The following is a 26162-nucleotide window of genomic DNA, read 5'->3' on the forward strand; positions in this document are numbered from 1 at the left end:
GGGTAGTAAAATATGAAAAGCAAATTTTTACTTTGTGGTTTAGCTGTTTTAGCTTTGCCTTTTGTTTTTCATCAGAAAATAATTGAATTTACCTTTGTGAACCCGTATGCAGAATGGGCTGAAATAATTGATTCTGAAGGCCTTCAAGTTGGTCACCCTCTAGATCAGAAGCACCTTGATATTGCGAAAGAGATAGGTATTAAGAATCCTGAAAAAATAAGACTGGTTTATGTGAATGAAGTGCCATTTCCACGTGAGAATTCACTTCTAAAGTTTATTGGCGAGACGGCCGGACTTATAGGCGACGGAGTTGTGAATAATGCACAAGTATTTGGTTATTCTATATACATAAGAAAGGGGTTCCAGATGGATACTCCGAAGTTGGCACATGAGCTTGTTCATGTTTTGCAAGTAGAGCGAGCTAGCCTTAAGGACGTCCTCTCTGGTCATTTGCTAGGTGTGTTAGAGCATGGGTATGAGGATTCCCCTATTGAAGCCGAAGCATTTAAAGCAAATATTAAATACAAAGAATATTAGTAAGAAATTATAGAAAACGAATCCAGTGGATGCTTTGAGTCCACTATATTTTGGGCGAGAATTTCTAGCGTAGCCAAAACTACGCTGCCGCCCAATGAGCCTCTTAGCAATGCATTTTACATATCAACAAGGAAGATAGTTATGGATGATTTAATTGGGGAGATAGGCAGGGGATTTCTCCGGGGTATAGGATATATCTTAGCGGAAATATTCTTCGGCACCATCTGCTACTGGATTGGCTGGCCCATCTGTAAACTAATCACTCTCGGCCGCTACCCTTCACCAAAACAAACTGTCTATCTAGATAGTTATAACGGCAATAGTCACGGTTTTTGGTGTAGTGCCACCGGCCTTGTTGCAATAGTTATAGCGGGCTTATTCGCTGCCAGACAGTTTTAATATGTACAGAATATATAACAAACAATAGCTCGTACACTCTGTAGAAACACTGAGTTGGACTGCCTACGTACTACTTCGCCCTGCTTTGGTCGCTGATATACTGGGCGCTAGCAGGCAAGGAAAAATCTATAATGATCAAACCGTTATTCAGAGACACGCATAATCAAGATCAAGAAATGCTTGAGGCATTCGCTCAAGCATCGAACACTATTGCTGATTTCATCGATCTTGTGAAATCCGGTCCTAAAGCCATTTACGCAGCAAAGCTAAGGTTTAGAGATCCGGATTTATCTGAAAAGCTTGGAGAAGACAGGTTTCTATACCTCTGGCTGTCAAATGTATATTGACATATCGAAGAAAACTTCCTTTCAGGAGCATTCTTCGATGTCCCAGAAGAGCTTACAAAGTGGCATCAAGTAGGTGAGCGACTTGGTTTCGATCCAGAAGATGTATTTGATTGGATGGTGATTGAAAACGGGCATGCAATAGGCGCTTACACCTTTCGGGTAACAAGAGAACAGCTTGGTTCGGAAAAAGAAAAACAGGAATATGACTCATATATTGGAATTTCATCATATGAGCCAATTTAGAAGGCTAGTGCCTAACTAGCGAATGTCGTTCGTTGCTATCGCGACCAGACAGCTTACGTCACACTCCAGCCGCAGCAAATTCTAACTTCATTCGACCACCCAGCGGTGAATCGTTAAACAACTAACCATTTTCGCACACCTCCAAGCCATATTCGCCCAACGATTTCTCAGGACCTGATTTTTTTAGCTGGTGATCGATTTACACTGATATGGCAGAGTTGAGCTTGGTATGTTTAAAGCTTCGTGCTGACGCTGCAAAATCCTTAGTGGGTACTCTCGGCACAGCAGCGAGAGGCGATCTTATACCCTTTATGGAGGCACTATGCGATGCTCCAGACTAAAGATTTCAGTCCAGTAAGCGCTTCCATCTAGTATCCTTCTTTCAAGGACAGCTGATTGGTACGGATTCCCATGATCTTCCTGCCCTAGATATTTGAAAGCTGACCAGTCTACAGTGCCCAGCTGCCGGTCTTTACTTTTGCCAAGTGTGTCGGTTTTTGTGCACTTTAGGTTTAAAAGTTTGGTGCCGTCAGCTCAAAATCATTTAAAAATCATAAGTACTTCAGGTGTTTTCATGTCGAACTGATTAAATTGCCCGCAGTTCATTTATTCGTTGATGTAAAAACAAGGACAAGCTGTGAAGCATTTTTGTAGTTCTATCATACTCCTGATCTCTCTTCTTGCGGTGAGTAGCCACGGTTGTAGCCAAGAAGCACTTCCCCTGCTGGAAGGCCCCTACCTTGGGCAAACACCACCGGGACTAACACCCAAAATATTCGCGCCGGGCTATGTCGCAACCCGGCATCGTGATTATAGCGGCTCTTTCACACCAGATATGACCGAGTTTTACTTTAGCCGAATGGATGTCGACACTGAAAAGTGGTTGCTCATTCGTTTCAAGCAGATAGGTAACCAGTGGCACGAATCCGTTGTTGGCCCAAGGGTCGGCCGCCCTCTACTTGCCCCAGATGGCAAAACCATGCACTTGGGGAACAAGTACATGGTGCGTACCGAATCAGGCTGGTCAGATATTAAAAGTATGGGGACGATGTTCGACCGCAAAGATTGGGGCATCATGCGTCTGACGTCATCAGCTGATGGCACCATAGTGTTTGACGACTACAAGAGCAATGACGTGCTACGTATATCAACCGTTAGCAACGGCAAGCGGCAACCACCTGTATTATTGGGGCCGCATATCAACTCTGGTAAGTGGACAGCCCACCCCTTCATTGCCGCCGATGTCTCTTACCTCATCTGGGACAGCGAAAAAGACGACGGTTACGGTGACAAAGATCTCTACATCAGTTTCCGCCAACAAGATGGTTCCTGGGGTAAGGCAATAAACCTCGGAGGTACCATAAACACAGCAGGCAATGAAGCCAGCGCGTATGTGTCACCAGACGGTAAATATCTGTTCTTCAATCACAACCCATTAAGAGAGAAGATGATGTCGATCCTGAGGGCGATATCTATTGGGTAGATGCCCAAATCATCGAAAAACACAGACCCAAATTCTAATCCGCGCAATACAAAGATACAGCCAGCCTAAATCGGGTAGCCGATAGTTTAAAACTACCGGCTCCAACACTGCTCATCTTATGAGTCAGCGGCGATACTAATAGCTTTATAGTAGCTCGCTATATAAGAATATGAACTTTCATAATACAACTTCTGCATTCACGATCATATAGTTTTGGTGTCCCTGACCACCTCACCTACAGGTCAAGCCTTAGATCGTTTTCTGTTCGTCAACTCGTTACTTTTATAGGGCGTCTTTCCCTCAGAATCTCGGCGTCTTTTGGTTGCCATTCTTTAGTAGTTGGCATTTAATGGAAGTCATAAACGGCGGTCGTGCTAAAGGGGCTTTCATTCCAGTAATTCAAGCTCAGCCAGAGGAAATTCCACTTCTCTGTGGCCACTGCTGGCGGGTATTATTCCGTTCTGTGCAGTATCCGATTTTGAAAAGAAGATATTGCTTGCTAGTTACCGCTGTATTGGTGTTAGAGAGGCTTACTTTGGAGTGATGCCGAATATGATCAAGAACCAAAGTGGAATATAGGTAGACTCGGCAGTTGTTCCGCTTCCAATCAATAGACTTAGGTTTGGTGCTGTAGCACCAGATGAGTCCGGGACAATTTACCGGTCATTGAGCAAAATAATGGAAGCTACAAATACACAATTGCTTTGAACTCTGGTGTGGATTTGTCTGGGGAATGTGGTTACTTCACTGCGAGTGAGTTTTTCACCAACTTCGTAATTGTTGTTGGGGTGGCAAACGATGTGTCCTGTTCAAGCTGAACGACATTACAATCAAATAAACTAGGCATTCGTTGCTACGGTCCTTAGGGTGGCAGGTGCGATAAAGCTCTGGAGCCGCTGCACTTGCCCATTATATAGACACTATGCTTCATCATAATTGGAACTAATTTTTATGCTCTTTAAGGGGTCGTGTAAATGTAACCGTTGGCATATTGAAGTTCAGTTAGCAAAGCCGCTCGAAGCTTTGAATCCGCGCATTTGCGATTGCAGTTATTGCCAAGCCAATCCTTCCCCAATTATAAGTGACCCAACTATGTCTGCGGTTTTCATTGGCGATGGAATTTCAACTAATCAAAATGGAGATCAGCTTGCAGTTTTCTACCATTGCAAAGGTTGTAATCAACTGCTAGCCGTAGGCTGCAATATAAATAGCCAGCTTCGTGGAGCAGTAAATCTCAACTTATTGAAAGGTGTAGATCAACTTGGCGACCCTATTCAAGTTCAGCCGAGGCTATTGAGCGCTGATCAAAAGCTTGAACGCTGGGGTAAGTTGTGGGGTTTCCTTAGTGGGCTATAAAAACATAACACGTCTAAGTTTTCAGACACTTCGTCCCGCAGCTCAAGACGTTAAGCGCTAAGGTGATCACTTGCTAGTAACCGTTGCTAGATTCTCATTTCCATATGAAGCGCAGATTGCAAAAGCACGACTTGAATCTGAAGGAATACACGCTTTCATTGCAGATGAGCACACAGTCAATATGCAGTGGCTATATTCTAATGCTATGGGTGGAGTAAGGCTTCAAGTGTCGGAAAACGACCTAGATGAAGCCAATGAAATATTGAATCAAGACCGTTCCAATCTTGTAGACCAAGAATTGGGGCATGATGAAGAAAGGGTATGCGAGTCCTGCTCATCACGAAATGTCGAGCCATTTACCAAGGGGAAAAAGCCCGCATTTTTGGTCTTCCTACTTTTGGGGATGCCTTTATTTTTCTATCAACATGGAGTTAAGTGCAAGGACTGCGGCCACTTCCAAAAGCTTGATATTCAGCGATCATAAAATATTGCCCCTTTAATGTTGAACACGGCGCCAATACCCCCACCCATACTCTTTGTTAAAAGAGTATTGATTTGAATATGAGTTTTAAACTAAACAAATAAGGTGTATCCATTCACCAAACTGCTGGATTAAACCTTAATTGCCTGATTTACAATCACCGCGAACAAGACAACGCCATTTTAAACACCCCAATCATTCTTATATGGCCAATCATCTGGAAAAATAGGGGATCAAATGGATGTGATTGCCAGCCCTAACCGAAATATCCAAAGTGAGTCGTAAAGTATGGCAGGGATACCGAGGGCTATGGAATTGAAAACCTATGACTGTCAGTTCTCGTTTACGGTAGATAGGCTTATTCGTGGCACACATCTGAAATCTAAAATGTCTTAGATAAAAGGCAATTACTCTCGTATCAACGACTTATTAGCACCCCCGGCTAAATGTGTTCATCGTAATGACTCGCAAGTATCGAATGGGGTAATACCCCACTGTATTTAATTTAACGGACGTATTAAGACTGTTAAGCGTAAAAGCCAACCCACAGCCAAGAAGCAAAACTGAGACCCATTTTGATCAACTAAATAGATAATGCAACTACCCCAGCGGCATTACACTGGCTTGTTTAACCCTCTCGACATAGATTTTACTTATATAGGTATCTACCTACATAAGCAAACTCAATATAGCTTTATTAGTCTTTTCAGCTTAACTCATAAGATGAATTGAAAACATTGAAGTAGACTTAGTCATCACAATCTAATTCATAAGCTTAGTACAAATTAGCAAAGTCAACTAACTTTCTAGGTTATGGATATTGTTATGTTGCATATCAAATTATACGACTTTGGCTTAAGTTAGAATACATTACATATAGAGAAAATCATTATGTGTTTTTCAGCCACGGCATCGTTCGGATCAGCAGCTCTGCTTATTTTCGGTGGTGCTTTGTGTACAACACATGCTATGAAAAATGATAAAACCTATTTATTACTCGCAGTCACCCCCCTCCTTTTTGCGTTACAGCAAGTAAGTGAAGGGGTAGTATGGATTGGATACAACGAAAATTTGGTGTCACTGACCGCAGCATCTTCTATTTTTTATTTATTTTTTGCTCTGTTTTTTTGGCTTGTCTGGATACCAATTGTTGCCTTTAGTCTTGAGACAAAAAAATGGAAAAGAATTTTCTTTATTATATTAACAATCATAGGTTTTATTTTTGGCTTATATCTTTGGATACCCATCCTATTAGAAACAGGACCAAGACACTTAATAAAAACGAGCGTGTGCGGCCATAGCTTATGCTATATCACATCCGATTACAGCTTATTCGCCATTACAACTGGACATATTATCTATTCTTTACTTGGATTTTTATTTTTATTATCGAGCAATCGAATTTTTATAAAATTTTGGGCACTTGTCATGACACTAGGTGTTATCGTTTATTTCACTCAACGCGAAACATGGGTATCAACCTGGTGCTTCTTTGCTGCGATATCGACCTTATGGATTTACTTTCTATTAATAAATTATTATAAATCAAAAATAGAAAAACAACCCTCATAATTGGGGCAACGAAGTTAGGCGTTAACAGGCAGTACTAAGCACATTAATTTTGGATTCCCACAGATTGAGACTGTTGCCATTCAGACCTTCATCTAAAATAAATGTTCGATTTATGTCTTTTAGGCTTTTAGACTTTTTATCACTTTCATACCTGTTGTTGTTTTTTTAATAAGTCGACCCAGTAGAAAACCATAACAAATATGTCCTTTGCCAGTACCGAAGGCGAGAATCAATTTACTCTCCCACGAAGAGCATCTTAAATATTTAAACCTAGGAAAAACTAAACAAGCGAAATTCTACCTTTATTTATTCGACTGAAAAGAATACCTTTATCAAAAAAGAAACCGTTTCTTAAAGGACTCTTAGCGCGTTGCAGATAATGCACCCTTAGGTGTCATCGGATGATGATCTCAAAAACTACCATCACCCGGAGATGGACAAAGAATACCGACACACCTTACTTGTACAAATTGGTGCTCAGATACCGATAGGACTAAAAAACGGGCAGATAGCATTGAGGATCCTATCATTTATATGTGTTAAGGGGCTGCTATTGAGTACCCCCTATGGAGCATTATCACCAATGATAATTGATTTATTTCTAGTTACATGAAAAATAAGATTTGAGACCAAGAATAGTTATTCAGCTTAGTCCATTGTGCTGTATCATTAATGGAACATTGCGAGTTAAAATACTTCAAAATATTCCAACAAGTATAGCTGGATGATATCATCTAGCCTCACCTGAAATTATTATCTAGTGAAGCCCCGGGAATAAAAGATTTTTCAAGGCCTGATTTTTATAATTTCGCTACGCAACCATTGAAATAGTATAGGAAAAACATGTCCATCCTTAGAAGCCTCTTGGCAACAGCAGCTCTTTTACTTCCACTTTCGGGCAATGCTGCATTTACTGAAGCTCATAAGATAGAAGATCTGAAAGCTCAAACCAATGGTGTATATGTAAAATTAAGCGGATTTGAAAATGATCCCAGTATTAGTAATTTGGATTGCACCAACAACAAGACATTTGTAATGTTAGAAACTTCTGAGAACTATGAAGGGAGATTGTCATTCCTAATTTCTGCATACATGGCAGATAAATCAATACAAATAAGTTACTACGATTGCCAAGGATCATACTTAAATTTGAGTTCTGTGATTTTTAAATAACTCACATCATGTAGCGGGTATGCCGGTAGCTTGTGGCTACTGGCCTCGCGCCACCCGTCATGAAAATCTACAATAGGCAATCTCCTACCTGTAAGGAGTTTTACCCAACAACCATATAACAAACTCAATTCTATTTTCAAAAAAAACATCTCCAAGCGTGAAATATCTATCCCTTTTATTTGTCTAATGTAAATAACTTTTAATGCTGGCCAATACATTGGTGCTTAGGTTCGAGTAAATTACACTTTACCTTGTTATCGATTGAGCTTCAATAATGGAAAGAAATTAGAACAAATAAGCTCAACCATCCTAAACACCATGAATAATTCCAAGAATTAGTGACAAAAATGCCTGGCGGTAAAGCAATATACTAGACCATATATTGGTCAACAAACGTTAGCGGAAGTTCGGTTAACCCCTTCAAAGAATTTTCGCTTCAAATTTTCCTCATATAAAAAGAAGATTGCGCTCGTCATATCGACCTCAGTATTGATGAACGACCAGCGAAGATATCCCTCCTTGAAACATTCAATGTATGTGATGTACTGTTATCTTCACTCGAAATCTCTCACAGTCCAGTACACGCACCAAATACTGAGGCTAATGGTATAATCGGGATTAGACTCGCTTAAACACTGCTGCACAACTAAAAGTATGCATCACTCTGGACTGACTATCGGTCAGTTTGGTGATAGCTATGATCAGGAACTAGACCCAGTAGCTGCCCAAATTGTTTACAGGCCAAACTACTGGAAAACCCGTGCATCCCATACTCACTATTGAAGACCTGCCGTGCCGCTAAGGTGAGCAGGTAGTTATCGAATCAGTCTTCTTTGCTTTACAGGCGGGGAAATTGCCTTTTTGTGGGCCCCAGCGGTTGTGGCAAGACAACGCTGCTACACGCATCGCTGGATTTCAACCAGTCGCAGCAGGGAATATCCAGCTATCCGGGGAAGTGATTTCCTCTCGTGGAAAACAGATTCCCACAGAGAAGTGGAAAATTGGGATAGTATTTCAGGACTACGCCCTCTTCTCACACCTCACCGTTGAACAGAATATTGCCTTCGGTATCCAGTCACTGCCAAAAGCAAGCAAAATCCGAGATGTTTGAATACATTGAGATTTTCTATCTTAGGGTTCGTAGGTGTTCTATATTAAGCTATGAAAGTCCAGTAGGGTATGAACGCAAAGGCGCATAGTCAAAGTTTCCACTTTTTGTGGGCAAGACCACCTTATGCGACGGGCATCTCTGCACCAAGCACACACTTTTGCTTTCGGCGACATTCATCCTAAAAAGCAATGCTTTATTACAGTTTTTTTCAATCACTCTAATGTAAATCGCTAATAGCGCAGTAAAGCTTTAGGGAGATTGTAAAGCCACATCAAATTCCAGCACTCAACTACCCCTCTCATTTTGAACTAGCACGGCACTGATCATATTAGCAGGGAGGTGGGACGCTTGCACAAGACCATAGACCAGTTTCCTAGACGCCCATCATATTTAGCAACAGAAAAAATACCTAAGCAACTTGTTATTTGACTTAAGAGGCATGAATTTTTCACTATTAATATGTGGAAATATGGAAGTTTGAAGAGAAAGTCTTTAGAATCCGCGAGCTCGCATCATTTGTAACTTATTGCCGCAATACTATGGCCATTTTAAAACCTATCACCAAAGTACAAGTTTTGCATATACCCCCCCAACATGGAGAGTTTAAAAGTGCAACAAAATAATGATGGGGCCTAAAGCGAGTCAAGTTAGTCACTAGATAAATGTTATAACATTAAACAAAATATATTATGAGGGTTTAAAATGAAACTAAAAATCACATCAATCTTTTTAGCAATTATTATGCTGGGCGGATGTACTAGAGCTCTGGTAGCCACATACGAGCCAGGTGTTAACCTAGAACACAACGGTATCTCTGGCACAAGATTAGCTGTTTATCAATTTGAGGATTCACGCTCTTGGATTGATGAAAATGATGAAAAATCAAAGAGCTTTATAGGCAAGCAAGGCGCTTGGAAATTTGGCCTAAAGTATGAAGGCGTTGCGTACCAGCCAGTTGCTCAGATACTGCAAGATGTTTTTATTAAAGATTTTAAAATGGTGGGTGTTGACGCCTTTAAAGGTGAGGAGTCAACCTCTCCCTCCTATTCTTTAAATGGTAAAATATTAAATTTTGAGTTTGAAAATGAAACTGGACTAGTGACAGTAACAAGCAGAAGACATGTTTCAATAGTTTTGACTCTGTCTGACAAAGAAGGCCGAGTTATATTGGCAAACGAGTTATTCAATGAAGTCAGCAGAGAAAATGAAGGAATGGGAGTTTTGCACTCTACGAATGTCGATAAACTAATGAAAGAAGCTCTTAAAGAAGTAGTAGTTAGCGTGATCAATCGTACAAATACTGAATTGGCTCACGTCGGACTGGAAGCTATGAGTGTCAGTCTTAATGGCGTAGATATAACCCCATTTTTAGACTCTATGTACTATGCCGGAATAAACCTAAATCAATAGGGTCAATCAAATCTCTAAGTGCCGAATGATCGGCACTTAGAGTATTATTAATTGGAACTATCTCTCTTTATCCTCGCTAAGATCGATAAGAAAACAATGTAAAAAAAGGTGAGTTCAAAACTTCCCCCTCATCTTAAGTCAAGGTAATCGCCCATTTAAATAAGTGCGGGTACGAACATTTATTTCCTAACTGCTCAAATGGCAGGGGCTAACAGCTTTTCAGATTACTCGATTTCCGCCTGTAATAGCTTCGCTAACTCAGGTCACATTTATGAGTATCGCCTTAGATAAAGAGCTATCAAAGTTATATTCAATATATGTATAATGGCTGTTAGTTCTGGTTAACCCTAGATATATTTACGAAAACCTTTTTTGATTATATCTTGCTTCACCACACTATTAAATTTAGTTTCTGGCGACTCTACGCTGTGTGTTACCTGTTTATGGATCCCATCTTCAGCTTTGCGTCTGAAAATTGCTTGAAGTGTCGAGAATGCAAACTACTGGAAAACCCGTGCACCCCATACTCACTATTGAAGACCTGCAGTGCCGCTACGGTGAGCAGGTAGTTATCGAATCGGTTTCCTTTGCTTTACAGGCGGGGGAAATTGCCTGTTTGTTGGGCCCCAGCGGTTGTGGCAAAACAACGTTGCTGCACGCCATTGCTGGTTTTCAGCCGGTCTCAGCGGGGAGTATCCAGTTATCTGGGGAAGTGATTTCCTCCTGTGAGAAACAGATTCCCGCAGAGCAACGGAATATTGGGGTGGTATTTCAGGACTACGCCCTCTTCCCACACCTTACCGTTGAACAGAATATTGCCTTCGGTATCCAGTCAATGCCGAAAAGCAAGCGGCAATCCCGCACCCAGTCTTTGCTAAAGTTAGTGCATCTGGAAGGCTTTGGGCAACAGTACCCACATCAGCTCTCTGGCGGTCAGCAGCAGCGTGTTGCTCTGGCTCGGGCACTGGCACCGCGCCCCAAGCTGTTACTCCTAGATGAACCCTTCTCCAATCTGGATACCGAGTTGCGCCGCAGTCTCGCCGCCGAAGTCCGCCATATACTGCGCGAAGAGAAGATCCCTGCAATTATTGTTACCCACGACCGCCATGAGGCTTTTATTGCCGGAGATAAGCTGGGAGTACTAAGCCAAGGCCAATTACAGCAGTGGGACAGCCCTCAAGACACTTATCAAACACCTAGAAACTTGGCAGTTGCAAGGATTGTTAGTGAAGGGAATATCATTTCCGGTACTGTTGTGGGCAATGACCTGATTAGCACCCCTCTGGGGGAAGTGAAGGTGCCAACAGCTGCATACGAAAGTGGAGATCAGCTCGAACTGTTTGTGCGCAGTGAGGATATTGCCGCAGGTGAACATCCCAGTGCTGTGATGGCTCAGGTTGTGGAAAAGAATTTTCTCGGCAACCAGGTGAGCTATCGCTTTCAGCTAGCCACAGGGGAAACTGTCGAGGCCGCTTTGAATGCAGATGTTCAAGCGGCTCCCGGTGATAAACTTCCCCTGCACCTTTCCTCTGCTCTGGTGTTTGACCAGGCCCGATAAAAGCTATCAGGACAAGGCGGGCGCTTCTGAGTCCGCCACGGCTGTGCGCTCCTCACCTCTGCGCCAACCAATGGAACGGCTTAGTAAAATCACCGGTATCAATCCCACCAGGACAATCAATAAAGCCCCCAGGGCCGAGCGTTCCAGCATCTCATCGGAAGCAAACTGGTAAACATAAGTCGCCAGGGTGTCAAAGCCAAAGGGGCGCAGTAACAAAGTCGCCGGCAGTTCTTTCATACAATCCACAAAGACCACCAAGCCACCCGTTAGTAGACCTGTACGTACCAAAGGTAGATGTACAGCCCACAGGGTTTGCCAGCTATTGCGTCCCAGGGAGCGGGCAGCGCGATCCATTGAAGGGGTTACTTTCTCCAGGCTGGATTCTATGGCCCCTGTGGACACTGCCAGGAAGCGCACTGTGTAGGCAAAAATAATGGCGAAAATACTGCCGCTTAACAGCAGCCCTATGGAGATATCAAAGTGTTCACGTAAAAAAGCATCCACCGCGTTATCAAAAGCGGCCAGGGGAATCAGGACACCAATCGCCAGTACTGCCCCGGGCATTGCATAACCCAGCTTGGAAAAGCCGACCAAGACCCGCACGGATCTTTTGGGTTGCAGTCGCTTACCGTAAGCCAACAGCAAGCCCAGCAGTACAGAGACCAGTGCCGCTGCGATTGACAGCAACAAGCTATTGCTGGCGATCTGTATAAAATCTTCGCTCCAGTAACTGGAGAAATTACTGAGTGCGTAACTTCCCAGAACCAGCAGGGGAATAATAAAACCGGCCACCAACAGTAACCCGCAGAACAACAGGGCCACACCGGATCGCCAGCCGCGCAATACATAGCGTTCACGCTGGGAATTTGGCGATTGTACAAAGTGCTTCTGTCTCGCCCGCCCCATTCGCTCCAGCGTAATTAGCAGAACAACAAAAATCAGGGTACTACAGGCAATTTGTGCCGCGCCTCCTAAATTACCGTGGCTCAACCAGGTATCGTAAATCCCGACACTCAAGGTGCGTACGGCAAAGAAGTCCACTGTGCCGAAATCATTCAGGGTTTCCATCAATACCAGTGATAAACCCACCGCAATTGCCGGGCGTGCCATTGGCAGGGATACGCGCAAGAAGCTCTGCCAGGGCGTACAGCCCAATGACCGGCTCGCGGCACGTATACTGCCGCACTGCTCGATAAAGGCTGCTCGCGCGAGCATATAGACATAAGGGAAGAGCACCAGTGACAGCATGGCAATCGCCCCACCCATGCTACGGATCTCCGGGAACCAGTAATCCCTGGCTGTCTGCCAACCAAACCAGGCGCGCAGGGACTTTTGCACAGGGCCCGCATATTCCAGCAAGTCCGTGTAAACGTAGGCAATCACATAGGCGGGAACAGCAAACGGCAATAACAGCCCCCACTCAAACAAACGACGCCCGGGGAACTGGCACATGCTCACCAGCCAGGCACTGCCCACGCCTGTTATCAGTGTTACCAAACCGACACCGCCAGCCAGAATCAATGTGGAGGACACATAGTGAAACAACACCGTGTCCACCAGGTGCGGCCAGATATTTTCTTCAGGGAAAAATGCCAACCAAAAAATGGATAGCACTGGCAGAGCTACCAGAAGGGAGATAGTAGCTACCAATAGCAGCCAGCGGGAAGCTGATAAGTTTGCTCGGTTTAGCATGGATTAAGGAATCAAAAGCTCATTATAAAAGAACGGCCCTGGTCTCTCGACAGGGCCGTTCGAATAAGGCTGAGATAGTGCTGTCAATTTACTCGGCAGCAATTCCCATTCAGTTAACCATTCTAAAAGTCAAAGCGTACTTCATCAACCATGCGGGAAGCCGCTGGAACGTAGGAGCCGATCTCCGTGAGACTCAGATCGTCTTCTTTAAACTCACCCATATACTCCTTAATCAACTCAGAGCGGGCAGTGCCAGGGCGTACCGGGAACTCAAAGTTTTTCTCAGCGTAAGAGTATTGAGCATCGGCGCCGCTGAGGAATTCCAGCAGCTTAACGGCATTTTCACGGTTGGGGGCGTGCTTGGTCAGCGCCGCACCGGAAATAAACATATGGGTACCGCGATCTTTCTGGTTAGGGAAGACCAGGTTTACAGACTTGGCCCAATCCACCTGCTCCGGCTGCTCCTTATTGGTAATCATTTTACCGAAGTAGTAGCTGTTACCCAGGGAAAGGTCGCAGACACCTTCGCTAATCGCTTTAACCTGAGCGCGGTCATTACCCTGGGGCTTACGCGCCAGATTTGCTTTCACACCTTGCAGCCACTCTTTGGTTTCTGCTTCACCGTGATGGGCGATCATGGAGGCGATCAGGGACAGGGTATAGGGGTGCTTACCGCTACGAGTACAAATTCGGCCCTTCCACTTAGGGTCTACCAACTCTTCGTAGCGAGTAATTTCACCGGGCTTAACGCGGTCTTTGGAGGCGTAGATCAAACGCGCCCGGGTGGTCAGGCCGAACCAGTTGCCGGCCTTATCGCGAAATTGTGATGGGATATTGTCTTCCAGGATTTCACTGCTTACCGGTTGGGTCAGCTGCTTATTAAGCAGATCCATCAGGCTGCTGGTATTGGAAGTCAGGACCAGGTCAGCGGGGCTGTTGCGCCCTTCCCTTTGCAAACGCTCGTTCAAGCCTTTGCTGGCGTAGACCACTTTGGCCTCAATACCGGTTTTCTCGGTGAACTCCTTTAAGATCGGCTCTATAAGGAAAGGCTGTCGGTAGGAGTAGATATTTACCTGCTCGGCCGCACTGGCACCCACAGCACCCAACAAGCCGGCTACAGCCAGCACTTTTTGAAATAGAGCTCTGGTAGACATTATCGTAGATCACCCTTGGATTAAACGAGAAACATTCTCATTTGATTTAATGGCAATGTCAATAAAAATACATATGACCTAAGGCGATAAGGCAAAGTCGTCAATTTCCTCCTATGCTTAGGCTTGATACCGCCACCCATAGAGGTCCCATGTACCGCTTTGGCCCTTTAATAGCACTGATCTTTGTCCTCTGCAGCTGTGGGGGCCCGAAGGACTCCAAGTCACCTGCAGCCCCTCCTGCAGATGAGTCGGCTACCAGCGCCATGAAGGAGCCCATTGCCCCACCGGGCAATGGAGCGGAAGCGGATAAGAAAGCTGCAGCTATATGCACCCCGGAATGGTTTGCCTGGGTTCAACAGCAAGTACTTGCCCAGCAAAATGGCGATATGGCGAAACTATACCCATCCGGTATGCCGACTACCGGTAGTGAGGAGTGGTTCACAGCCATCACCCGGCTCAGCGGAGCCAATACCAACGGTCTCAAACCCGGAGGAATGGAGTGGTGCGAGGCTATCCAGAAGCATCTTACCGAGGGCAGTCCACAAACCCCTTTATAAGTGCCTGGAAACCAAACGCAGACGCATCAGTTTTTATTTTACTGTTTGGAAATACCGATCGCTCGGTTAAGGGAAGATTTGATTCATAGGATACTGCGATTTAGCAAATAGACAGCGAGGTAATAGCACCATGCAGCCTATCAGCAAGTTGTTGCTGGCCTTTATCGCCGCAACAGCACTACCCTATGCACTCGCCAAAGAAAAGCCCCCACCCGGAGCTATGGCCCTTTCCACCGTATTGACCAAATTGGAACAGCAGGGCTACACCCCAATTGTTGAGGTCGATCTGGACAAGGGTAAGTGGAAGATTGAGGCCTATAAGGGTGACCAGAAGTACGACTTGCACGTAGACCCCAACTCTGCGGAAGTTTTGTCGGAAAAACCGGACAACGATTAAGGGTTACTGTCCTCATTCCCAGCTATCCTGCCAAGGCCGGCTGCCAAAGCCGGCCCTAACCTATTCTGCTTGAACATTGCGATGTAATCCGCGCCATAAATTGCGATGGCAAAACAAACTTGGCCATACCCCGGATAAAATTTGTTCTCCGATCATCAAAGGAATTTACCGGATTGGTCAATCACTCCGATTCAATTTCGTTTAGTCTTTCTGAGATCAACGCCACAGGATAATAAAATGACAACACAAACCCTGACCCGGCAGGATGCAGACAAAGCGGTACTGCAAAACTATCTGGACAAACAGCGCAGTGCCTACCTGGCCAACCCGACTCCCAGCTATCAGCAACGTGTGCAGGATCTTAGAACCCTTGCCCAGCTCCTGCGAGAACAGCAAGAACCCATTATCCAGGCGATCAGTAACGACTACGGCAATCGAGCCAGGGAAGAGATACTGCTCTACGATATCTACCCAGCGCTCTCCGGTATTAAAGAGACTATCAAGCGCCTAAAGAAGTGGATGAAACCCAGGCGGCGCCATACAGATTTTAAATCCTATCCCCTTTCTAAAAATCGTGTGGTCCCACAACCTCTGGGGGTAATTGGCGTCATAGTGCCGTGGAACTTCCCAATAAACTTAAGCTTTTCACCACTGACCAATATTTTCGCCGCAGGCAATCAGGCGATGGTCAAGATGTCCACCAATTCCAGGCACCTTGCAGAATTACTCAGTAACGTCTGTGAACAATACTTCCCGGAAGAAAAGCTGGTTTTTATTCCCGATGCCGATGAAATAGGCCCGGTATTTTCCAGCCTTAAATTCGATCACTTAATTTTTACCGGCTCCAGTAATACAGGCCGTGCAGTAATGCGCTCCGCCGCAGAAAACCTGACTCCAGTCACATTGGAGCTTGGTGGTAAATCACCGGCAATTGTTGGCTCGGATTACCCGGTTAAGAAAGCCGCCGAGCAACTAATTTACTGGAAGCTGGTAAACGCCGGGCAGATCTGTGTCAACGTGGATTATCTTTTCTTGCCGGAGGAGCATCTCGAAGAGTTTATCGAGCACGCAAAACATTATGTTCAGAAGCGCTACCCCAACTTAGATGGCCAGGATTACACTTCTATTATCGACGACACATCTTACCAGAGAATCTGGGCAACCCTGGATGACGCCAAGGCTAAGGGTGCTAATACCATAGATTTAAGTGCTGGCAAATTGGATAGGGACAATAAACTGCGAAAATTTCCCCCACATATCCTGACCAACGTAGACAGCGAGATGCTGGCAATGCAGCGTGAGATTTTTGGCCCGCTATTGCCGATTATCACTTATTCCAAGCCAGAGGAAGTTATTGATTATATTAATGCTCGCCCCAGACCCCTGGCGATTTACCCTTACACTCACGACAAAACCTTACAAGATTTATATATCAACAAGGTAATGTCTGGAGGCGTGTCGGTAAATAATTGTGTACTGCACGTTGGTCAGCACGATATTCCATTTGGCGGCGTTGGTGAAAGCGGTATGGGCCACTACCATGGCTACGAGGGGTTTTTAACCTTCTCTAAACTTCGCCCCATCTTCTATCAGGGCCCAATCGATCTATTAAAATTACTGCGGCCTCCCTATGGCAAACTCTCAACTCGTGTTATCGACTTTATGCTAAAACTTACCCGCTAGTATTTTTATGGCCCGGCTACATCCTGTAGCCGGGCCATTCACTGCTATAATCGCGCTCAGATAAGATCGAAATCACTACAGCCCGCTGGCACTGCGATAATCCCTAGTCCAAACTAAAACTATGGCTTGTTAGCTGTTTGGAGCCGTAGATGATTTTTCTTACCGCCATAGCTTTAGTTGGCAATCTCACTAACCCAATCCCCCCCGGCCTCGATCCCAATAAACCCGCCCCCATCTACGACAGCCCCGACCTTTACGGAGCGGAACCCTCGGTCATTGCCTTGGACTTATCCACTATTAAAGCGAAACTGCATGGTCTTGGGTTTAATCCCATCACGCATATCGAATTTGTGGGCGGAAGATGGAAAATCCAGGCGGTCTACGGAGGAGAATTGAGGGCTTTGGAAGTGAATCCGGACAACGGAATAATTATTGCTGACCGACCAGCCAATTAATGGCTGTTTAAATGTTAAAACTAAGGAGCCTCTAGGTCCAAACTGGTCACAAAAATATACAGTGATATGCAAACATTGGCTTTTTACTAACGGATCTATTCAGTGAATAGAGTCCCGGTATTGCAATGGTGTCATTCCTTTCCAGCCCCGGTAGGCCCGAATAAATGAATTGGGTTCTTTAAATCCCAGCATAAAAGAAATCTCGCCCAGATGAAGGCTGGATTTGGCGAGGTAGTGATCAGCCAAACTTGATCTAACTCCCTGTAATACTGTCTGGAAGGATTGATTTTCCTTACCCAGTTTCCGCTGCAAAGTCCTTTTACTGATAGCCAAGCGTTCAGACACTGCTTCGACAGAACTCTCTCCAGCCGGTAGTAACTCTATCAATACTGAACCTACCCGCTCTCCCATTGTGGCTTCGCTATCCAGATCCTTGAGCTGTTGGCTCAATTTACCTTCAAAGAAATCCCACATAGGGGCATTGGCAGTCAGAAATGGCTTTTGTGCATCTTGCGCTGAGAAACAAATTCTCACCCGGTCTGACTGCTTAATTAAACAACCAAAAAACTCCCGATAAGGCGTTTGATCTTCAGGCAGCTGCGGTAGTGCCAATTCCAATGGTTGAATTTCCTCCCGGGTTCCCAACCGAGCCAGGCGGATATAGAAAATTAATTCGCTCAGGCCCAAAGCTTCAGGAATATTTCCATCACTTCCATAGCACTCTAAATTGAGTTTGGTGTACTCATCAGTAATATCCAAGTGCAATTCCATGGGGCCGATCAATGGTTTGTATTGCTGTATCCGCAGTAGAGCTTGATTCAGATTTGCACTGCACAGGCTCGCAAATATGGGAGGGTCAAATGACTCAGCCGAAAGGTGCTCCGCCAGTAAAAGTGGTAGTGGCCGATCCTTAGAGGCCTGATCGATACCACACCAGAAACGGAAATATTCCACCGGAGTGAGTGTCACAGCCTCCCGCTGTAACAGATCCGCAGGTAACCCGGCATAGGCAAGAGCCAGCGCTGTATCGATATTCATATCGTGTAATATCAACTTCCAGCTGGGAGGTACCAGGAATTTCGCTGCACGTTTGATCATTACCGGACCTGCCTGCAATTAAGACTTTTCCATCGTCTGACGAGAAAACTTCAGTACCATTTTACGGGGCAGTAAAGGCATTATCCAATTCAGAAACAACTTGAGCCGTGTCTCATTAAAAGCAACCAGATCTCCCCGCTCCATTGCCTGATAGCCACATCTGGCAACAGACTCAGCCGAACGGGCATTTTTCCAAATATCGACACCCTGAAGATCACCAGCCGCAACAAACCCTGTTGCAACAGCACCGGGGCACAAAGCCGTTACTGTTACACCTGTGCCTTTCAATTCCTCAGCCAGTGCCTGGCTAAATGAAGTTACATAGGCTTTTGTTGCGTAGTAAACCGCCTGTAAAGGGCCGGGAATAAAAGAGGCTGTAGATGAAATATTAAGAATATGCCCACTATTGCGGGCAACCATCCCCTTAACATACAGATGGGTGAGATTGGTAAGGGAAACCATATTCACCTGCATCATGCCCTGCTCAGCTTCCAAATCCCTTTGATGGAAAAGACCATGTCCACCAAAACCCGCATTGTTGATTAGAACGCCAATCTCCACACCCTCACTTTGGGTTCGCTCAAAAATTCTCTGCGCGGACATGGGGTCAGAAAGGTCTTCGGCAATAACCATTGCCTGGATACCAAACTCCTTCTCCAGTTGCTGTTTGAGTGCTGAAAGCTTCCCTTCAGACCGGGCAACCAGAACCAAGTTGCCACCCTTAGATGCATGTATCCTGGCCAGTTCAAGGCCGATGCCACCAGAGGCCCCAGTAATAAGTGCCGTTTCCATCTATCTGTCTCCCAAGCGTTAATCTTGAAATCAGTATATGATCAGAAGGCGCCAACTAAGAATCCGATGATGCCAAGTGACTATCCAAGTATGCCAAAACCACATTGGTAGTTCTTTCATCAAGTGGGAAATTAATCAGTCCGCTTTGAGTCCATAAACGGGCTGGATAAAGTCAACTCCGTTCCACACCAGTAACAATCTGCATTTACGATTTTCGTTTAATCAAAATTATTAACAGATATATCAAACCAAATAGTGTCCCAAACGGAAAAGAGCTAATCCAAATCAGTGAGAGTATTAAAGAATACCAGAACAACCACTTAGTTCGAAAAGACGATAAAAACAAAGCAGCACAGGAAATCAACAAGCCTGGACCAGACAATAGACCTCCTATAACAAAATTAGAGAGGGACTGGCTCATCATGCTTGCCATTACTTCAGGGGATGTATCAAGTGATTGGGCGATCTGAAAAGTTTCCCAAAAACTCAACATCCCCAAATAAAAGAACACAATAATCGGGGTTTGAAGAACAGCACCCAATATAGAAAGAACGCTCCCCAACTTAACCCGCTTATTTCCCTCCGGGCAAAGCTCACTTTCCGGGGAGCTATATATGCCTTGTTCAAAACTCATTTTTACCTCAGAAAACATCACATCCTTCATCAAGGATTTATAAATTTTGTCCCTTTATTAAAGCGGTAGCAGTCGCCCTAGCAATAAGTTTCCCCTCTTGAAGAAGCTCTCCTTCCAGAAAGCAGATAGTTCCACCTCTAGATACAACTCTGCCAACACCCTCAACTGGCCCCACTTTAGCTGGGCGAACAAATTGAGTCTTTAGCTCTAGTGTCGGAGCAAACTGACCAATATTCAGCGAAAATACAAGTGCAGGACCCATTACGTCGTCGAGCATTGCACATAGAAACCCACCCTGTATTGTTCCCGCAGGGTTTAAGAATGACTCCCTGGCAAAAAATCGGGCTTTCATCTCCATTTTTTCACGTGAATAGCTTATCAAGTCAAATCCCAGAGTTTTCGCACACTCAGGTACTGTCAGATCTCCTGACTCGACCATTTCGTAGATATCCATATCCCCTCACAAAGTCTATTCTACGTTTGCTATTTTAAATCCAATCAAGTTCACCACCGACTGCCAGTCTTGCTCTACTTGATCTCGACAACTTAGCCGCTTGTAAAGTAAATCTAATTAGCGAACCTCAAAAATATATAATTTCTTAGGCTCCCCATCTATTGGGGTCCAGGTCTCTTTAACCCCTTTTAAGTCCAATATTAAGTTAGCCTCAGCGATGAAATTCATGTCGAATACGATACAGCCACCTCTCCAACCACTTTCTTCAGAATAAGTGTATGGAGGCATTTCATTTAGAGAAGAAACAGCTGGTACGTTTATCTCTGGTTTACTAAAACCCAGATCGTACCCCTCAAATCCAGCATTTGAATAAACGATATTTTCATCAAGAGTGATCGAAGGTACCCGCTCTACCCTAGAAAACTCTTGCCCCACACAACTCCCCAAAACTAGCGACATCAGTATCACTATATACTTCATTTCAATATCCTCACGAAACTACAATCGAGTTAAGTGGCAACATCTCAAGTAGTCTACTCAAGCCATCAGAACTTCTTACCTAAATCCACCCCTGTAAACCCTGTTCCAGCAGCTAAGTGTCCTCAACCACACCACTAGACTCCCTGGAGAAAGCTATATGCCAACTCAAAGCTGCCTCTAGTAAACCACTTTTCACAAGGCAAAAAAAAGCCCCGCAATTGCGGGGCTCTTTAGATAGGCTTTAAGGCCGGCTTACATCATGCCGCCCATACCGCCCATGCCACCCATACCGCTCATGTCAGGAGCAGCCGGCTTGTCTTCCGGGATTTCTGCAACCATGGCTTCGGTGGTGATCATCAGGCCAGCGATAGAAGCTGCCGCTTGCAGAGCAGAGCGGGTTACTTTAGCTGGATCCAGGATACCCATTTCCAGCATATCGCCGTACTCACCAGTAGCAGCGTTGTAACCGAAGTTGCCTTCGCCTTGCTTGATCTTGTCAACAACTACGGAGGCTTCGTCACCAGCATTGGAAACGATTTGACGCAGAGGCATTTCCATAGCGCGCAGGGCTGCTGCGATACCGTGGTTCTGGTCTTCGTTGTCGCCAGTTACAGAGATAACCTGGGTAGCGCGAACCAGAGCGGTACCACCGCCAGGCACTACGCCTTCCTCTACTGCGGCGCGGGTAGCGTGCAGCGCGTCTTCAACGCGGGCTTTCTTCTCTTTCATTTCCACTTCAGTAGCGGCGCCTACTTTGATTACCGCAACACCGCCAGCCAGCTTGGCTACGCGCTCTTGCAGCTTCTCTTTGTCGTAGTCGGAAGAGGACTCTTCGATCTGTGCACGGATCTGGCTAACGCGAGCTTCGATGTCTTTAACATTGCCAGCGCCGTCAACGATTACAGTGTTTTCTTTGGACAGGGTTACGCGCTTAGCAGTACCCAGGTGCTCCAGAGTGGTACCTTCCAGCTCCAGGCCAACTTCTTCAGAAATCACGGTGCCACCAGTCAGGATAGCGATGTCCTGCAGCATGGCTTTACGACGGTCGCCGAAACCAGGTGCTTTAACAGCAGCAACTTTAACGATGCCGCGCATGCTGTTAACAACCAGAGTTGCCAGTGCTTCGCCTTCTACGTCTTCAGCGATGATCAGCAGCGGCTTGGAAGCTTTAGCTACTTGCTCCAGCAGGGGCAGCAGGTCGCGGATGTTGGAGATTTTCTTGTCTACCAGCAGGATGAACGGATTGTCCAGCTCGGCAGTCATGTTCTCTTGGTTGGTGATGAAGTAAGGAGACAGGTAGCCGCGGTCGAACTGCATGCCTTCTACTACGTCCAGCTCGTTTTCCAGGCCGGAACCTTCTTCAACAGTGATAACGCCTTCTTTGCCAACTTTTTCCATGGCTTCAGCGATGATGGTACCAACGCTCTCGTCGCTGTTAGCGGAGATAGTACCTACCTGAGCGATAGACTTGGTATCAGCACAAGGAGTGGACAGGCCAGCAATGTGGTCAACAGCTGCGGTTACCGCTTTGTCGATACCGCGCTTCAGGTCCATTGGGTTGAAGCCAGCGGCTACGGATTTCAGACCTTCAGTTACGATAGCCTGGGCCAGAACGGTAGCGGTGGTGGTGCCGTCACCAGCGGTGTCAGAAGCTTTGGAAGCAACTTCTTTAACCATCTGTGCGCCCATGTTTTCGAACTTGTCGCTCAGCTCGATTTCTTTCGCTACGGAAACACCGTCTTTGGTTACGGTAGGAGCGCCGAAGGACTTGTCCAGAACTACGTTGCGGCCTTTAGGACCCAGGGTAGTTTTTACAGCGTCTGCCAGGATGTTTACGCCTTTCAGCATTTTCTGACGAGCGTCGTCACCAAAAATTACGTCTTTAGCTGCCATGATTCTTATTCCTCAAATTCTTTTTGCGAGTAAAGTTAAAGGCTGGCCTTAGCCTTCCAACACGCCGTAGATGTCACCTTCGCTCATGATGATCAGCTCTTCGCCTTCCACCTTGAGGGTATTGCTGTCGGCATAGCGACCGAAAACAACAGTGTCACCTACCTTCACAGACAGTGCGCGAACGTCGCCATTGTCCAGCTGCTTGCCCTCACCCACGGCTACCACTTCACCTTGGTTCGGCTTTTCTTTGGCAGCGCCTGGCAGCACGATACCGCCAGCTGACATCGCTTCTTCTTCCTTACGGCGTACTACGACGCGGTCGTGTAAAGGACGAATTTTCATGGATAAGTTCTCCATTGAGTCGTTTTAATGGTTTCCAACATGGGCGGCACTGGCCCTTTGGGCCGGTAACCTCACCCCTCTCTGATCCCCAGAGGCGGGGCTTAATTCTCAGTTGAACCCTATCTATGGGCGGGAATAAGGATTTCAACACCATCAGGTGAAAAAACTGCAAAGCAAATTCTCATCACTGACATTTTGTATATTTTTTAACCCAATTAGGGCTTGGGGCGCTTATCTTCAACGGAGTGTTGACTCTCTCCGGGGCGCTTCTCATCTTTCGAATACTCCCCCTCAATAATGTCGTCGCTACGCTTGTGATTTGGCGACTGATTGAAGTGCTGCGGAGGAACCACTTTGACGTGGCGAAGGATAAAACCGAGCAACAGGTTCCTGAGCCCTGGAATCAGGCAGATAAAGCCAAAGAAGTCAGTAATAAAGCCCGGGGTGAGCAACAGCACACCACCCACCGCGAGGAATATCCCTTCAACCATCTCTTTGGCGGGAATATTCCCAGCCTGCATCTTCTCCTGGGCCCGCATCAGGGTAGAGATTCCCTGGCGGCGAAGCAGTGTCACTCCTACTACTGCGGTCAAAATGACCAGGCCGATCGTTGGCAGGGCGCCAATTTCACTCCCTACGGCAATCAACACCCACATTTCGAGTACAGGTAGGGCTATAAATAGAAGTAATAATGGGCGCATTGCGGAAATTCCTAGTTAACCAGCTTCGCTGAGAGCCGGGACGATCACGGTTTTTTCAATATGCTGTAGTAAATGGAGTGGGGAGGCAAATTATTCAAGGGCGCCTTATTCCACCCCACAGTAACTGGAGAGAGGAAGGATTGAATGGCAAGCGAGCAACAGGATGCTATAGAAGTGCCAGCCATCGGACGCAGTCGCCACTTAGTGGACGATATATTGGCGAAAGCGGACATTCAAATTAACGGGGAAAGACCCTGGGACCTGCAACTCCACCGGGAAGCAGCCCTTGATGAGGTCATCGCCCGGCACAGCTTGGGCCTGGGTGAGTCCTATATGCGCGGCGATTGGGATGTCCAAGACCTGGATCAATTCTTCCACCGGTTACTCAGTGCTGAGATTCATCACAGTATCAAGAACTGGCGCTACTTTTGGCGCGCCACACGCAGCTATCTGGTGAATCTACAAAGCAAAAACCGCTCGTTTAATGTGGGAGAGCAACACTACGACCTGGGCAATGAATTCTATAGTGCCATGCTCGACAATCGGCTTACGTACAGCTGCGGCTATTGGAAAGAGGCTGAAACCCTCGACCAAGCCCAGGAAGCCAAGCTGGACCTGATTTGCCGCAAGCTGGAATTGAAACCCGGGATGCGCTTGCTGGATATTGGCTGTGGCTGGGGTAGCCTGGTTAGCTATGCCGCGCAAAAGTATCAAGTGGAGTGTGTTGGGATTACGATTTCCCGAGAGCAAAAAGCCTATGTGACAGAGCGCTATGGTGAACTGCCAATTACTGTTCGCCTTCAGGATTATAGAGAACTCAAAGAACCCTTCGACCGCATCGCCAGCGTAGGGATGTTTGAGCATGTCGGCCGCAAGAACTACCGAACATTTATGGAAACAGCAGCGCGCTGTCTGAACAAAGATGGATTGATGATGTTACATACGATCGGCAACAACCAGCGCACCGCATCTACGGACTTGTGGACAGAAAAATATATATTCCCAGGTGGTGAGCTACCTTCCGTAGGACAGCTGGGCGACGCGACCGATCGCTTGCTAGTGTGCGAAGACCTGCACAACTTTGGATACTACTACGATAAAACCCTTATGGCCTGGCATGAAAACTTTGAGAAAAACTGGCCGCGCTTTGCCGATCGCTACGGCCAGCGCTTCTACAGGATGTGGCGCTACTATCTACTATCTTACGCCGGTGCATTCCGGGGACGTACACTTCAGCTATGGCAGCTAATGTATTCGAAGTTCCGCGCCGATGGTGTTACGCGTTTGAGTTAAGGCACTATTTGCTGTAAATCAAGAAACTAATTGCGGAATCAAAAAAGGGTGAACTCAGTTCACCCTTTTTATGCTGGGGAAGAGGGAAGCTTACAAGCGCGCTCCGCCATCAATATCTATCACTCGACCGGTGACGTAGTCGTTCTCCAGGATAAACGCTACTGTCGAAGCGATCTCATCCTGCTCGCCCAACCTGCGCAGGGGAACTTGTTTTACCAGACTCTCAAGAATCTCAGGGCGCATTTGCGCAACCATATCGGTGCCGATAAAACCCGGAGCAATCCCGGCAACACGCACGCCGTAGCGCGCCAGTTCGCGTGCCCAGGATACCGTCATCGCTGCAACACCCGCTTTACTGGCGGAGTAGTTGGTCTGCCCCATATTACCCGCACGGGACAAACTGGAGATATTGACCATCACCCCACCCTTACCGCTTTCCGCCATAATACCCGCAGCTGCGCGGCCACAAAGGAATACACCGGTAAGGTTCACATCGATCACAGACTGCCACTGTGCCAGGGACATGCGATCTGTCACTTTGCCGTCTTTACACTTGAGCAACATGCCATCGCGCATAATGCCGGCGTTATTAACCAGAACCTGGAGCCCGCCAAAGTCTGCTGCGATTTTCGCAAAACCGGAGTCCACCGCTTCCTCATCGGCAACATTGATCAAGTAGCTGCGAGCCTCTGCACCGAGCTTTTCACAAGCTGCAACGCTGTCTTTCAGGCCTTCCTCATTAACATCGATCAGGGCCAGGCGGGCGCCCCGCGCAGCCAGATACTCGGCCATGGCTCGGCCCAACCCCTGGCCCGCACCGGTAATCGCAACAATACTGTCAGCGATTTGCATATTGAACTCCTCGTC

General features: G+C 46.2%; 28 protein-coding genes. 17 read left to right on the forward strand and 11 right to left on the reverse strand.

Annotated features, from left to right (window positions below):
• Positions 1-12: 12 nt before the first annotated feature.
• From ACJJI5_RS18470 to ACJJI5_RS18525, 12 genes are all read left to right on the forward strand, one after another.
• Positions 13-537 carry a hypothetical protein gene (locus tag ACJJI5_RS18470; RefSeq protein ID WP_445354892.1) on the forward strand — a complete coding sequence of 175 codons (525 nt, stop codon included), beginning with the start codon at positions 13-15 and terminating at the stop codon, positions 535-537.
• A 141-nt stretch (positions 538-678) separates the two neighbouring features.
• Entirely contained in the window at positions 679-936 is a 258-nt protein-coding gene (locus ACJJI5_RS18475; protein ID WP_445354893.1) for a hypothetical protein, read from the forward strand.
• A 131-nt stretch (positions 937-1067) separates the two neighbouring features.
• Positions 1068-1283 (forward strand): hypothetical protein, encoded by a 216-nt coding sequence (locus ACJJI5_RS18480; protein WP_445354894.1) that lies wholly within the window; start codon positions 1068-1070, stop codon positions 1281-1283.
• Between the two features lie 3 nt (positions 1284-1286).
• Positions 1287-1526, forward strand: coding sequence for a DUF2314 domain-containing protein (locus tag ACJJI5_RS18485; protein ID WP_445356329.1), 240 nt, complete (start codon positions 1287-1289; stop codon positions 1524-1526).
• 637 nt (positions 1527-2163) lie between these two features.
• The gene (locus ACJJI5_RS18490; protein ID WP_445354895.1) at positions 2164-3009 is read left to right on the forward strand and encodes a hypothetical protein; all 846 of its coding nucleotides are present in this window, start codon (positions 2164-2166) and stop codon (positions 3007-3009) included.
• Positions 3010-4101: 1092 nt separating this feature from the next.
• On the forward strand, positions 4102-4365 hold the full coding sequence (locus tag ACJJI5_RS18495; protein ID WP_445354896.1) for a hypothetical protein: 264 nt from the start codon (positions 4102-4104) through the stop codon (positions 4363-4365).
• Between the two features lie 70 nt (positions 4366-4435).
• Positions 4436-4849 (forward strand): putative signal transducing protein, encoded by a 414-nt coding sequence (locus ACJJI5_RS18500; RefSeq protein ID WP_445354897.1) that lies wholly within the window; start codon positions 4436-4438, stop codon positions 4847-4849.
• 888 nt (positions 4850-5737) lie between these two features.
• Positions 5738-6418, forward strand: a complete 681-nt coding sequence (locus ACJJI5_RS18505) for a DUF6629 family protein (RefSeq protein WP_445354898.1) — start codon at positions 5738-5740, stop codon at positions 6416-6418.
• Positions 6419-7261: 843 nt separating this feature from the next.
• Positions 7262-7591 carry a hypothetical protein gene (locus ACJJI5_RS18510; RefSeq protein ID WP_445354899.1) on the forward strand — a complete coding sequence of 110 codons (330 nt, stop codon included), beginning with the start codon at positions 7262-7264 and terminating at the stop codon, positions 7589-7591.
• Positions 7592-8444: 853 nt separating this feature from the next.
• Positions 8445-8702: a hypothetical protein gene (locus ACJJI5_RS18515; RefSeq protein WP_445354900.1), complete on the forward strand. Its 258-nt coding sequence runs from the start codon at positions 8445-8447 to the stop codon at positions 8700-8702.
• 702 nt (positions 8703-9404) lie between these two features.
• Entirely contained in the window at positions 9405-10112 is a 708-nt protein-coding gene (locus ACJJI5_RS18520; protein WP_445354901.1) for a hypothetical protein, read from the forward strand.
• A 493-nt stretch (positions 10113-10605) separates the two neighbouring features.
• On the forward strand, positions 10606-11670 hold the full coding sequence (locus tag ACJJI5_RS18525) for an ABC transporter ATP-binding protein (RefSeq protein WP_445354902.1): 1065 nt from the start codon (positions 10606-10608) through the stop codon (positions 11668-11670).
• Positions 11671-11676: 6 nt separating this feature from the next.
• Here the strand turns inward: ACJJI5_RS18525 and ACJJI5_RS18530 are convergent, their stop codons facing one another.
• Together ACJJI5_RS18530 and ACJJI5_RS18535 are read right to left on the reverse strand one after the other, a co-directional pair.
• Positions 11677-13362 (reverse strand): ABC transporter permease, encoded by a 1686-nt coding sequence (locus ACJJI5_RS18530; RefSeq protein WP_445354903.1) that lies wholly within the window; start codon positions 13360-13362, stop codon positions 11677-11679.
• A gap of 122 nt (positions 13363-13484) precedes the next feature.
• A complete protein-coding gene (locus tag ACJJI5_RS18535; protein ID WP_282931603.1) occupies positions 13485-14516 on the reverse strand; it encodes a Fe(3+) ABC transporter substrate-binding protein in 1032 nt (343 codons plus the stop codon).
• Between the two features lie 149 nt (positions 14517-14665).
• Between ACJJI5_RS18535 and ACJJI5_RS18540 the strand changes: the two genes are divergently transcribed.
• From ACJJI5_RS18540 to ACJJI5_RS18555, 4 genes are all read left to right on the forward strand, one after another.
• Positions 14666-15073 carry a hypothetical protein gene (locus tag ACJJI5_RS18540; RefSeq protein WP_445354904.1) on the forward strand — a complete coding sequence of 136 codons (408 nt, stop codon included), beginning with the start codon at positions 14666-14668 and terminating at the stop codon, positions 15071-15073.
• A 130-nt stretch (positions 15074-15203) separates the two neighbouring features.
• Positions 15204-15470, forward strand: a complete 267-nt coding sequence (locus tag ACJJI5_RS18545) for a PepSY domain-containing protein (RefSeq protein WP_282931601.1) — start codon at positions 15204-15206, stop codon at positions 15468-15470.
• 237 nt (positions 15471-15707) lie between these two features.
• Entirely contained in the window at positions 15708-17153 is a 1446-nt protein-coding gene (locus tag ACJJI5_RS18550; RefSeq protein ID WP_445354905.1) for a coniferyl aldehyde dehydrogenase, read from the forward strand.
• A gap of 149 nt (positions 17154-17302) precedes the next feature.
• On the forward strand, positions 17303-17608 hold the full coding sequence (locus ACJJI5_RS18555) for a hypothetical protein (RefSeq protein ID WP_413664728.1): 306 nt from the start codon (positions 17303-17305) through the stop codon (positions 17606-17608).
• Between the two features lie 99 nt (positions 17609-17707).
• On the opposite strand, the gene ACJJI5_RS18560 is transcribed toward ACJJI5_RS18555, so the two are convergent.
• The 8 genes from ACJJI5_RS18560 to ACJJI5_RS18595 all read right to left on the reverse strand — a co-directional run bounded on the left by ACJJI5_RS18560 (position 17708) and on the right by ACJJI5_RS18595 (position 24002).
• Entirely contained in the window at positions 17708-18706 is a 999-nt protein-coding gene (locus ACJJI5_RS18560; RefSeq protein ID WP_445354906.1) for an AraC family transcriptional regulator, read from the reverse strand.
• 18 nt (positions 18707-18724) lie between these two features.
• A complete protein-coding gene (locus ACJJI5_RS18565; protein WP_445354907.1) occupies positions 18725-19498 on the reverse strand; it encodes an SDR family NAD(P)-dependent oxidoreductase in 774 nt (257 codons plus the stop codon).
• A 205-nt stretch (positions 19499-19703) separates the two neighbouring features.
• Entirely contained in the window at positions 19704-20132 is a 429-nt protein-coding gene (locus ACJJI5_RS18570) for a hypothetical protein (RefSeq protein ID WP_445354908.1), read from the reverse strand.
• A 37-nt stretch (positions 20133-20169) separates the two neighbouring features.
• Complete coding sequence (locus ACJJI5_RS18575) at positions 20170-20586, reverse strand: PaaI family thioesterase (protein WP_445354909.1); 417 nt, start codon at positions 20584-20586, stop codon at positions 20170-20172.
• Positions 20587-20703: 117 nt separating this feature from the next.
• Positions 20704-21066, reverse strand: coding sequence for a hypothetical protein (locus ACJJI5_RS18580; RefSeq protein ID WP_444894875.1), 363 nt, complete (start codon positions 21064-21066; stop codon positions 20704-20706).
• Positions 21067-21318: 252 nt separating this feature from the next.
• A complete protein-coding gene (groL, locus tag ACJJI5_RS18585; protein WP_108732154.1) occupies positions 21319-22959 on the reverse strand; it encodes a chaperonin GroEL in 1641 nt (546 codons plus the stop codon).
• 48 nt (positions 22960-23007) lie between these two features.
• Positions 23008-23301, reverse strand: a complete 294-nt coding sequence (locus tag ACJJI5_RS18590; RefSeq protein WP_020412315.1) for a co-chaperone GroES — start codon at positions 23299-23301, stop codon at positions 23008-23010.
• Positions 23302-23516: 215 nt separating this feature from the next.
• Entirely contained in the window at positions 23517-24002 is a 486-nt protein-coding gene (locus tag ACJJI5_RS18595; RefSeq protein WP_445354910.1) for an FxsA family protein, read from the reverse strand.
• Positions 24003-24146: 144 nt separating this feature from the next.
• Between ACJJI5_RS18595 and cfa the strand changes: the two genes are divergently transcribed.
• Complete coding sequence (gene cfa, locus ACJJI5_RS18600) at positions 24147-25295, forward strand: cyclopropane fatty acyl phospholipid synthase (RefSeq protein ID WP_444916332.1); 1149 nt, start codon at positions 24147-24149, stop codon at positions 25293-25295.
• Between the two features lie 90 nt (positions 25296-25385).
• Here cfa and ACJJI5_RS18605 read toward each other — a convergent pair whose 3' ends face one another.
• Positions 25386-26147 carry an SDR family oxidoreductase gene (locus ACJJI5_RS18605; protein WP_413664719.1) on the reverse strand — a complete coding sequence of 254 codons (762 nt, stop codon included), beginning with the start codon at positions 26145-26147 and terminating at the stop codon, positions 25386-25388.
• Positions 26148-26162: the final 15 nt, after the last annotated feature.

Source organism: Microbulbifer maximicatervae (SeqCode) (genome assembly GCF_052467955.1).

Bases quoted from the DNA above. Each gene is read 5' to 3' on its own strand.
- ACJJI5_RS18470 (WP_445354892.1), top strand. From the start codon at position 13: ATGAAAAGCAAATTTTTACTTTGTGGTTTAGCTGTTTTAGCTTTGCCT.
- ACJJI5_RS18475 (WP_445354893.1), top strand. From the start codon at position 679: ATGGATGATTTAATTGGGGAGATAGGCAGGGGATTTCTCCGGGGTATA.
- ACJJI5_RS18480 (WP_445354894.1), top strand. From the start codon at position 1,068: ATGATCAAACCGTTATTCAGAGACACGCATAATCAAGATCAAGAAATG.
- ACJJI5_RS18495 (WP_445354896.1), top strand. From the start codon at position 4,102: ATGTCTGCGGTTTTCATTGGCGATGGAATTTCAACTAATCAAAATGGA.
- ACJJI5_RS18505 (WP_445354898.1), top strand. From the start codon at position 5,738: ATGTGTTTTTCAGCCACGGCATCGTTCGGATCAGCAGCTCTGCTTATT.
- ACJJI5_RS18510 (WP_445354899.1), top strand. From the start codon at position 7,262: ATGTCCATCCTTAGAAGCCTCTTGGCAACAGCAGCTCTTTTACTTCCA.
- ACJJI5_RS18520 (WP_445354901.1), top strand. From the start codon at position 9,405: ATGAAACTAAAAATCACATCAATCTTTTTAGCAATTATTATGCTGGGC.
- ACJJI5_RS18525 (WP_445354902.1), top strand. From the start codon at position 10,606: ATGCAAACTACTGGAAAACCCGTGCACCCCATACTCACTATTGAAGAC.
- ACJJI5_RS18530 (WP_445354903.1), bottom strand. From the start codon at position 13,362: ATGCTAAACCGAGCAAACTTATCAGCTTCCCGCTGGCTGCTATTGGTA.
- ACJJI5_RS18535 (WP_282931603.1), bottom strand. From the start codon at position 14,516: ATGTCTACCAGAGCTCTATTTCAAAAAGTGCTGGCTGTAGCCGGCTTG.
- ACJJI5_RS18540 (WP_445354904.1), top strand. From the start codon at position 14,666: ATGTACCGCTTTGGCCCTTTAATAGCACTGATCTTTGTCCTCTGCAGC.
- ACJJI5_RS18545 (WP_282931601.1), top strand. From the start codon at position 15,204: ATGCAGCCTATCAGCAAGTTGTTGCTGGCCTTTATCGCCGCAACAGCA.
- ACJJI5_RS18550 (WP_445354905.1), top strand. From the start codon at position 15,708: ATGACAACACAAACCCTGACCCGGCAGGATGCAGACAAAGCGGTACTG.
- ACJJI5_RS18555 (WP_413664728.1), top strand. From the start codon at position 17,303: ATGATTTTTCTTACCGCCATAGCTTTAGTTGGCAATCTCACTAACCCA.
- ACJJI5_RS18560 (WP_445354906.1), bottom strand. From the start codon at position 18,706: ATGATCAAACGTGCAGCGAAATTCCTGGTACCTCCCAGCTGGAAGTTG.
- ACJJI5_RS18565 (WP_445354907.1), bottom strand. From the start codon at position 19,498: ATGGAAACGGCACTTATTACTGGGGCCTCTGGTGGCATCGGCCTTGAA.
- ACJJI5_RS18570 (WP_445354908.1), bottom strand. From the start codon at position 20,132: ATGAGTTTTGAACAAGGCATATATAGCTCCCCGGAAAGTGAGCTTTGC.
- ACJJI5_RS18575 (WP_445354909.1), bottom strand. From the start codon at position 20,586: ATGGATATCTACGAAATGGTCGAGTCAGGAGATCTGACAGTACCTGAG.
- ACJJI5_RS18580 (WP_444894875.1), bottom strand. From the start codon at position 21,066: ATGAAGTATATAGTGATACTGATGTCGCTAGTTTTGGGGAGTTGTGTG.
- groL (WP_108732154.1), bottom strand. From the start codon at position 22,959: ATGGCAGCTAAAGACGTAATTTTTGGTGACGACGCTCGTCAGAAAATG.
- ACJJI5_RS18590 (WP_020412315.1), bottom strand. From the start codon at position 23,301: ATGAAAATTCGTCCTTTACACGACCGCGTCGTAGTACGCCGTAAGGAA.
- ACJJI5_RS18595 (WP_445354910.1), bottom strand. From the start codon at position 24,002: ATGCGCCCATTATTACTTCTATTTATAGCCCTACCTGTACTCGAAATG.
- cfa (WP_444916332.1), top strand. From the start codon at position 24,147: ATGGCAAGCGAGCAACAGGATGCTATAGAAGTGCCAGCCATCGGACGC.
- ACJJI5_RS18605 (WP_413664719.1), bottom strand. From the start codon at position 26,147: ATGCAAATCGCTGACAGTATTGTTGCGATTACCGGTGCGGGCCAGGGG.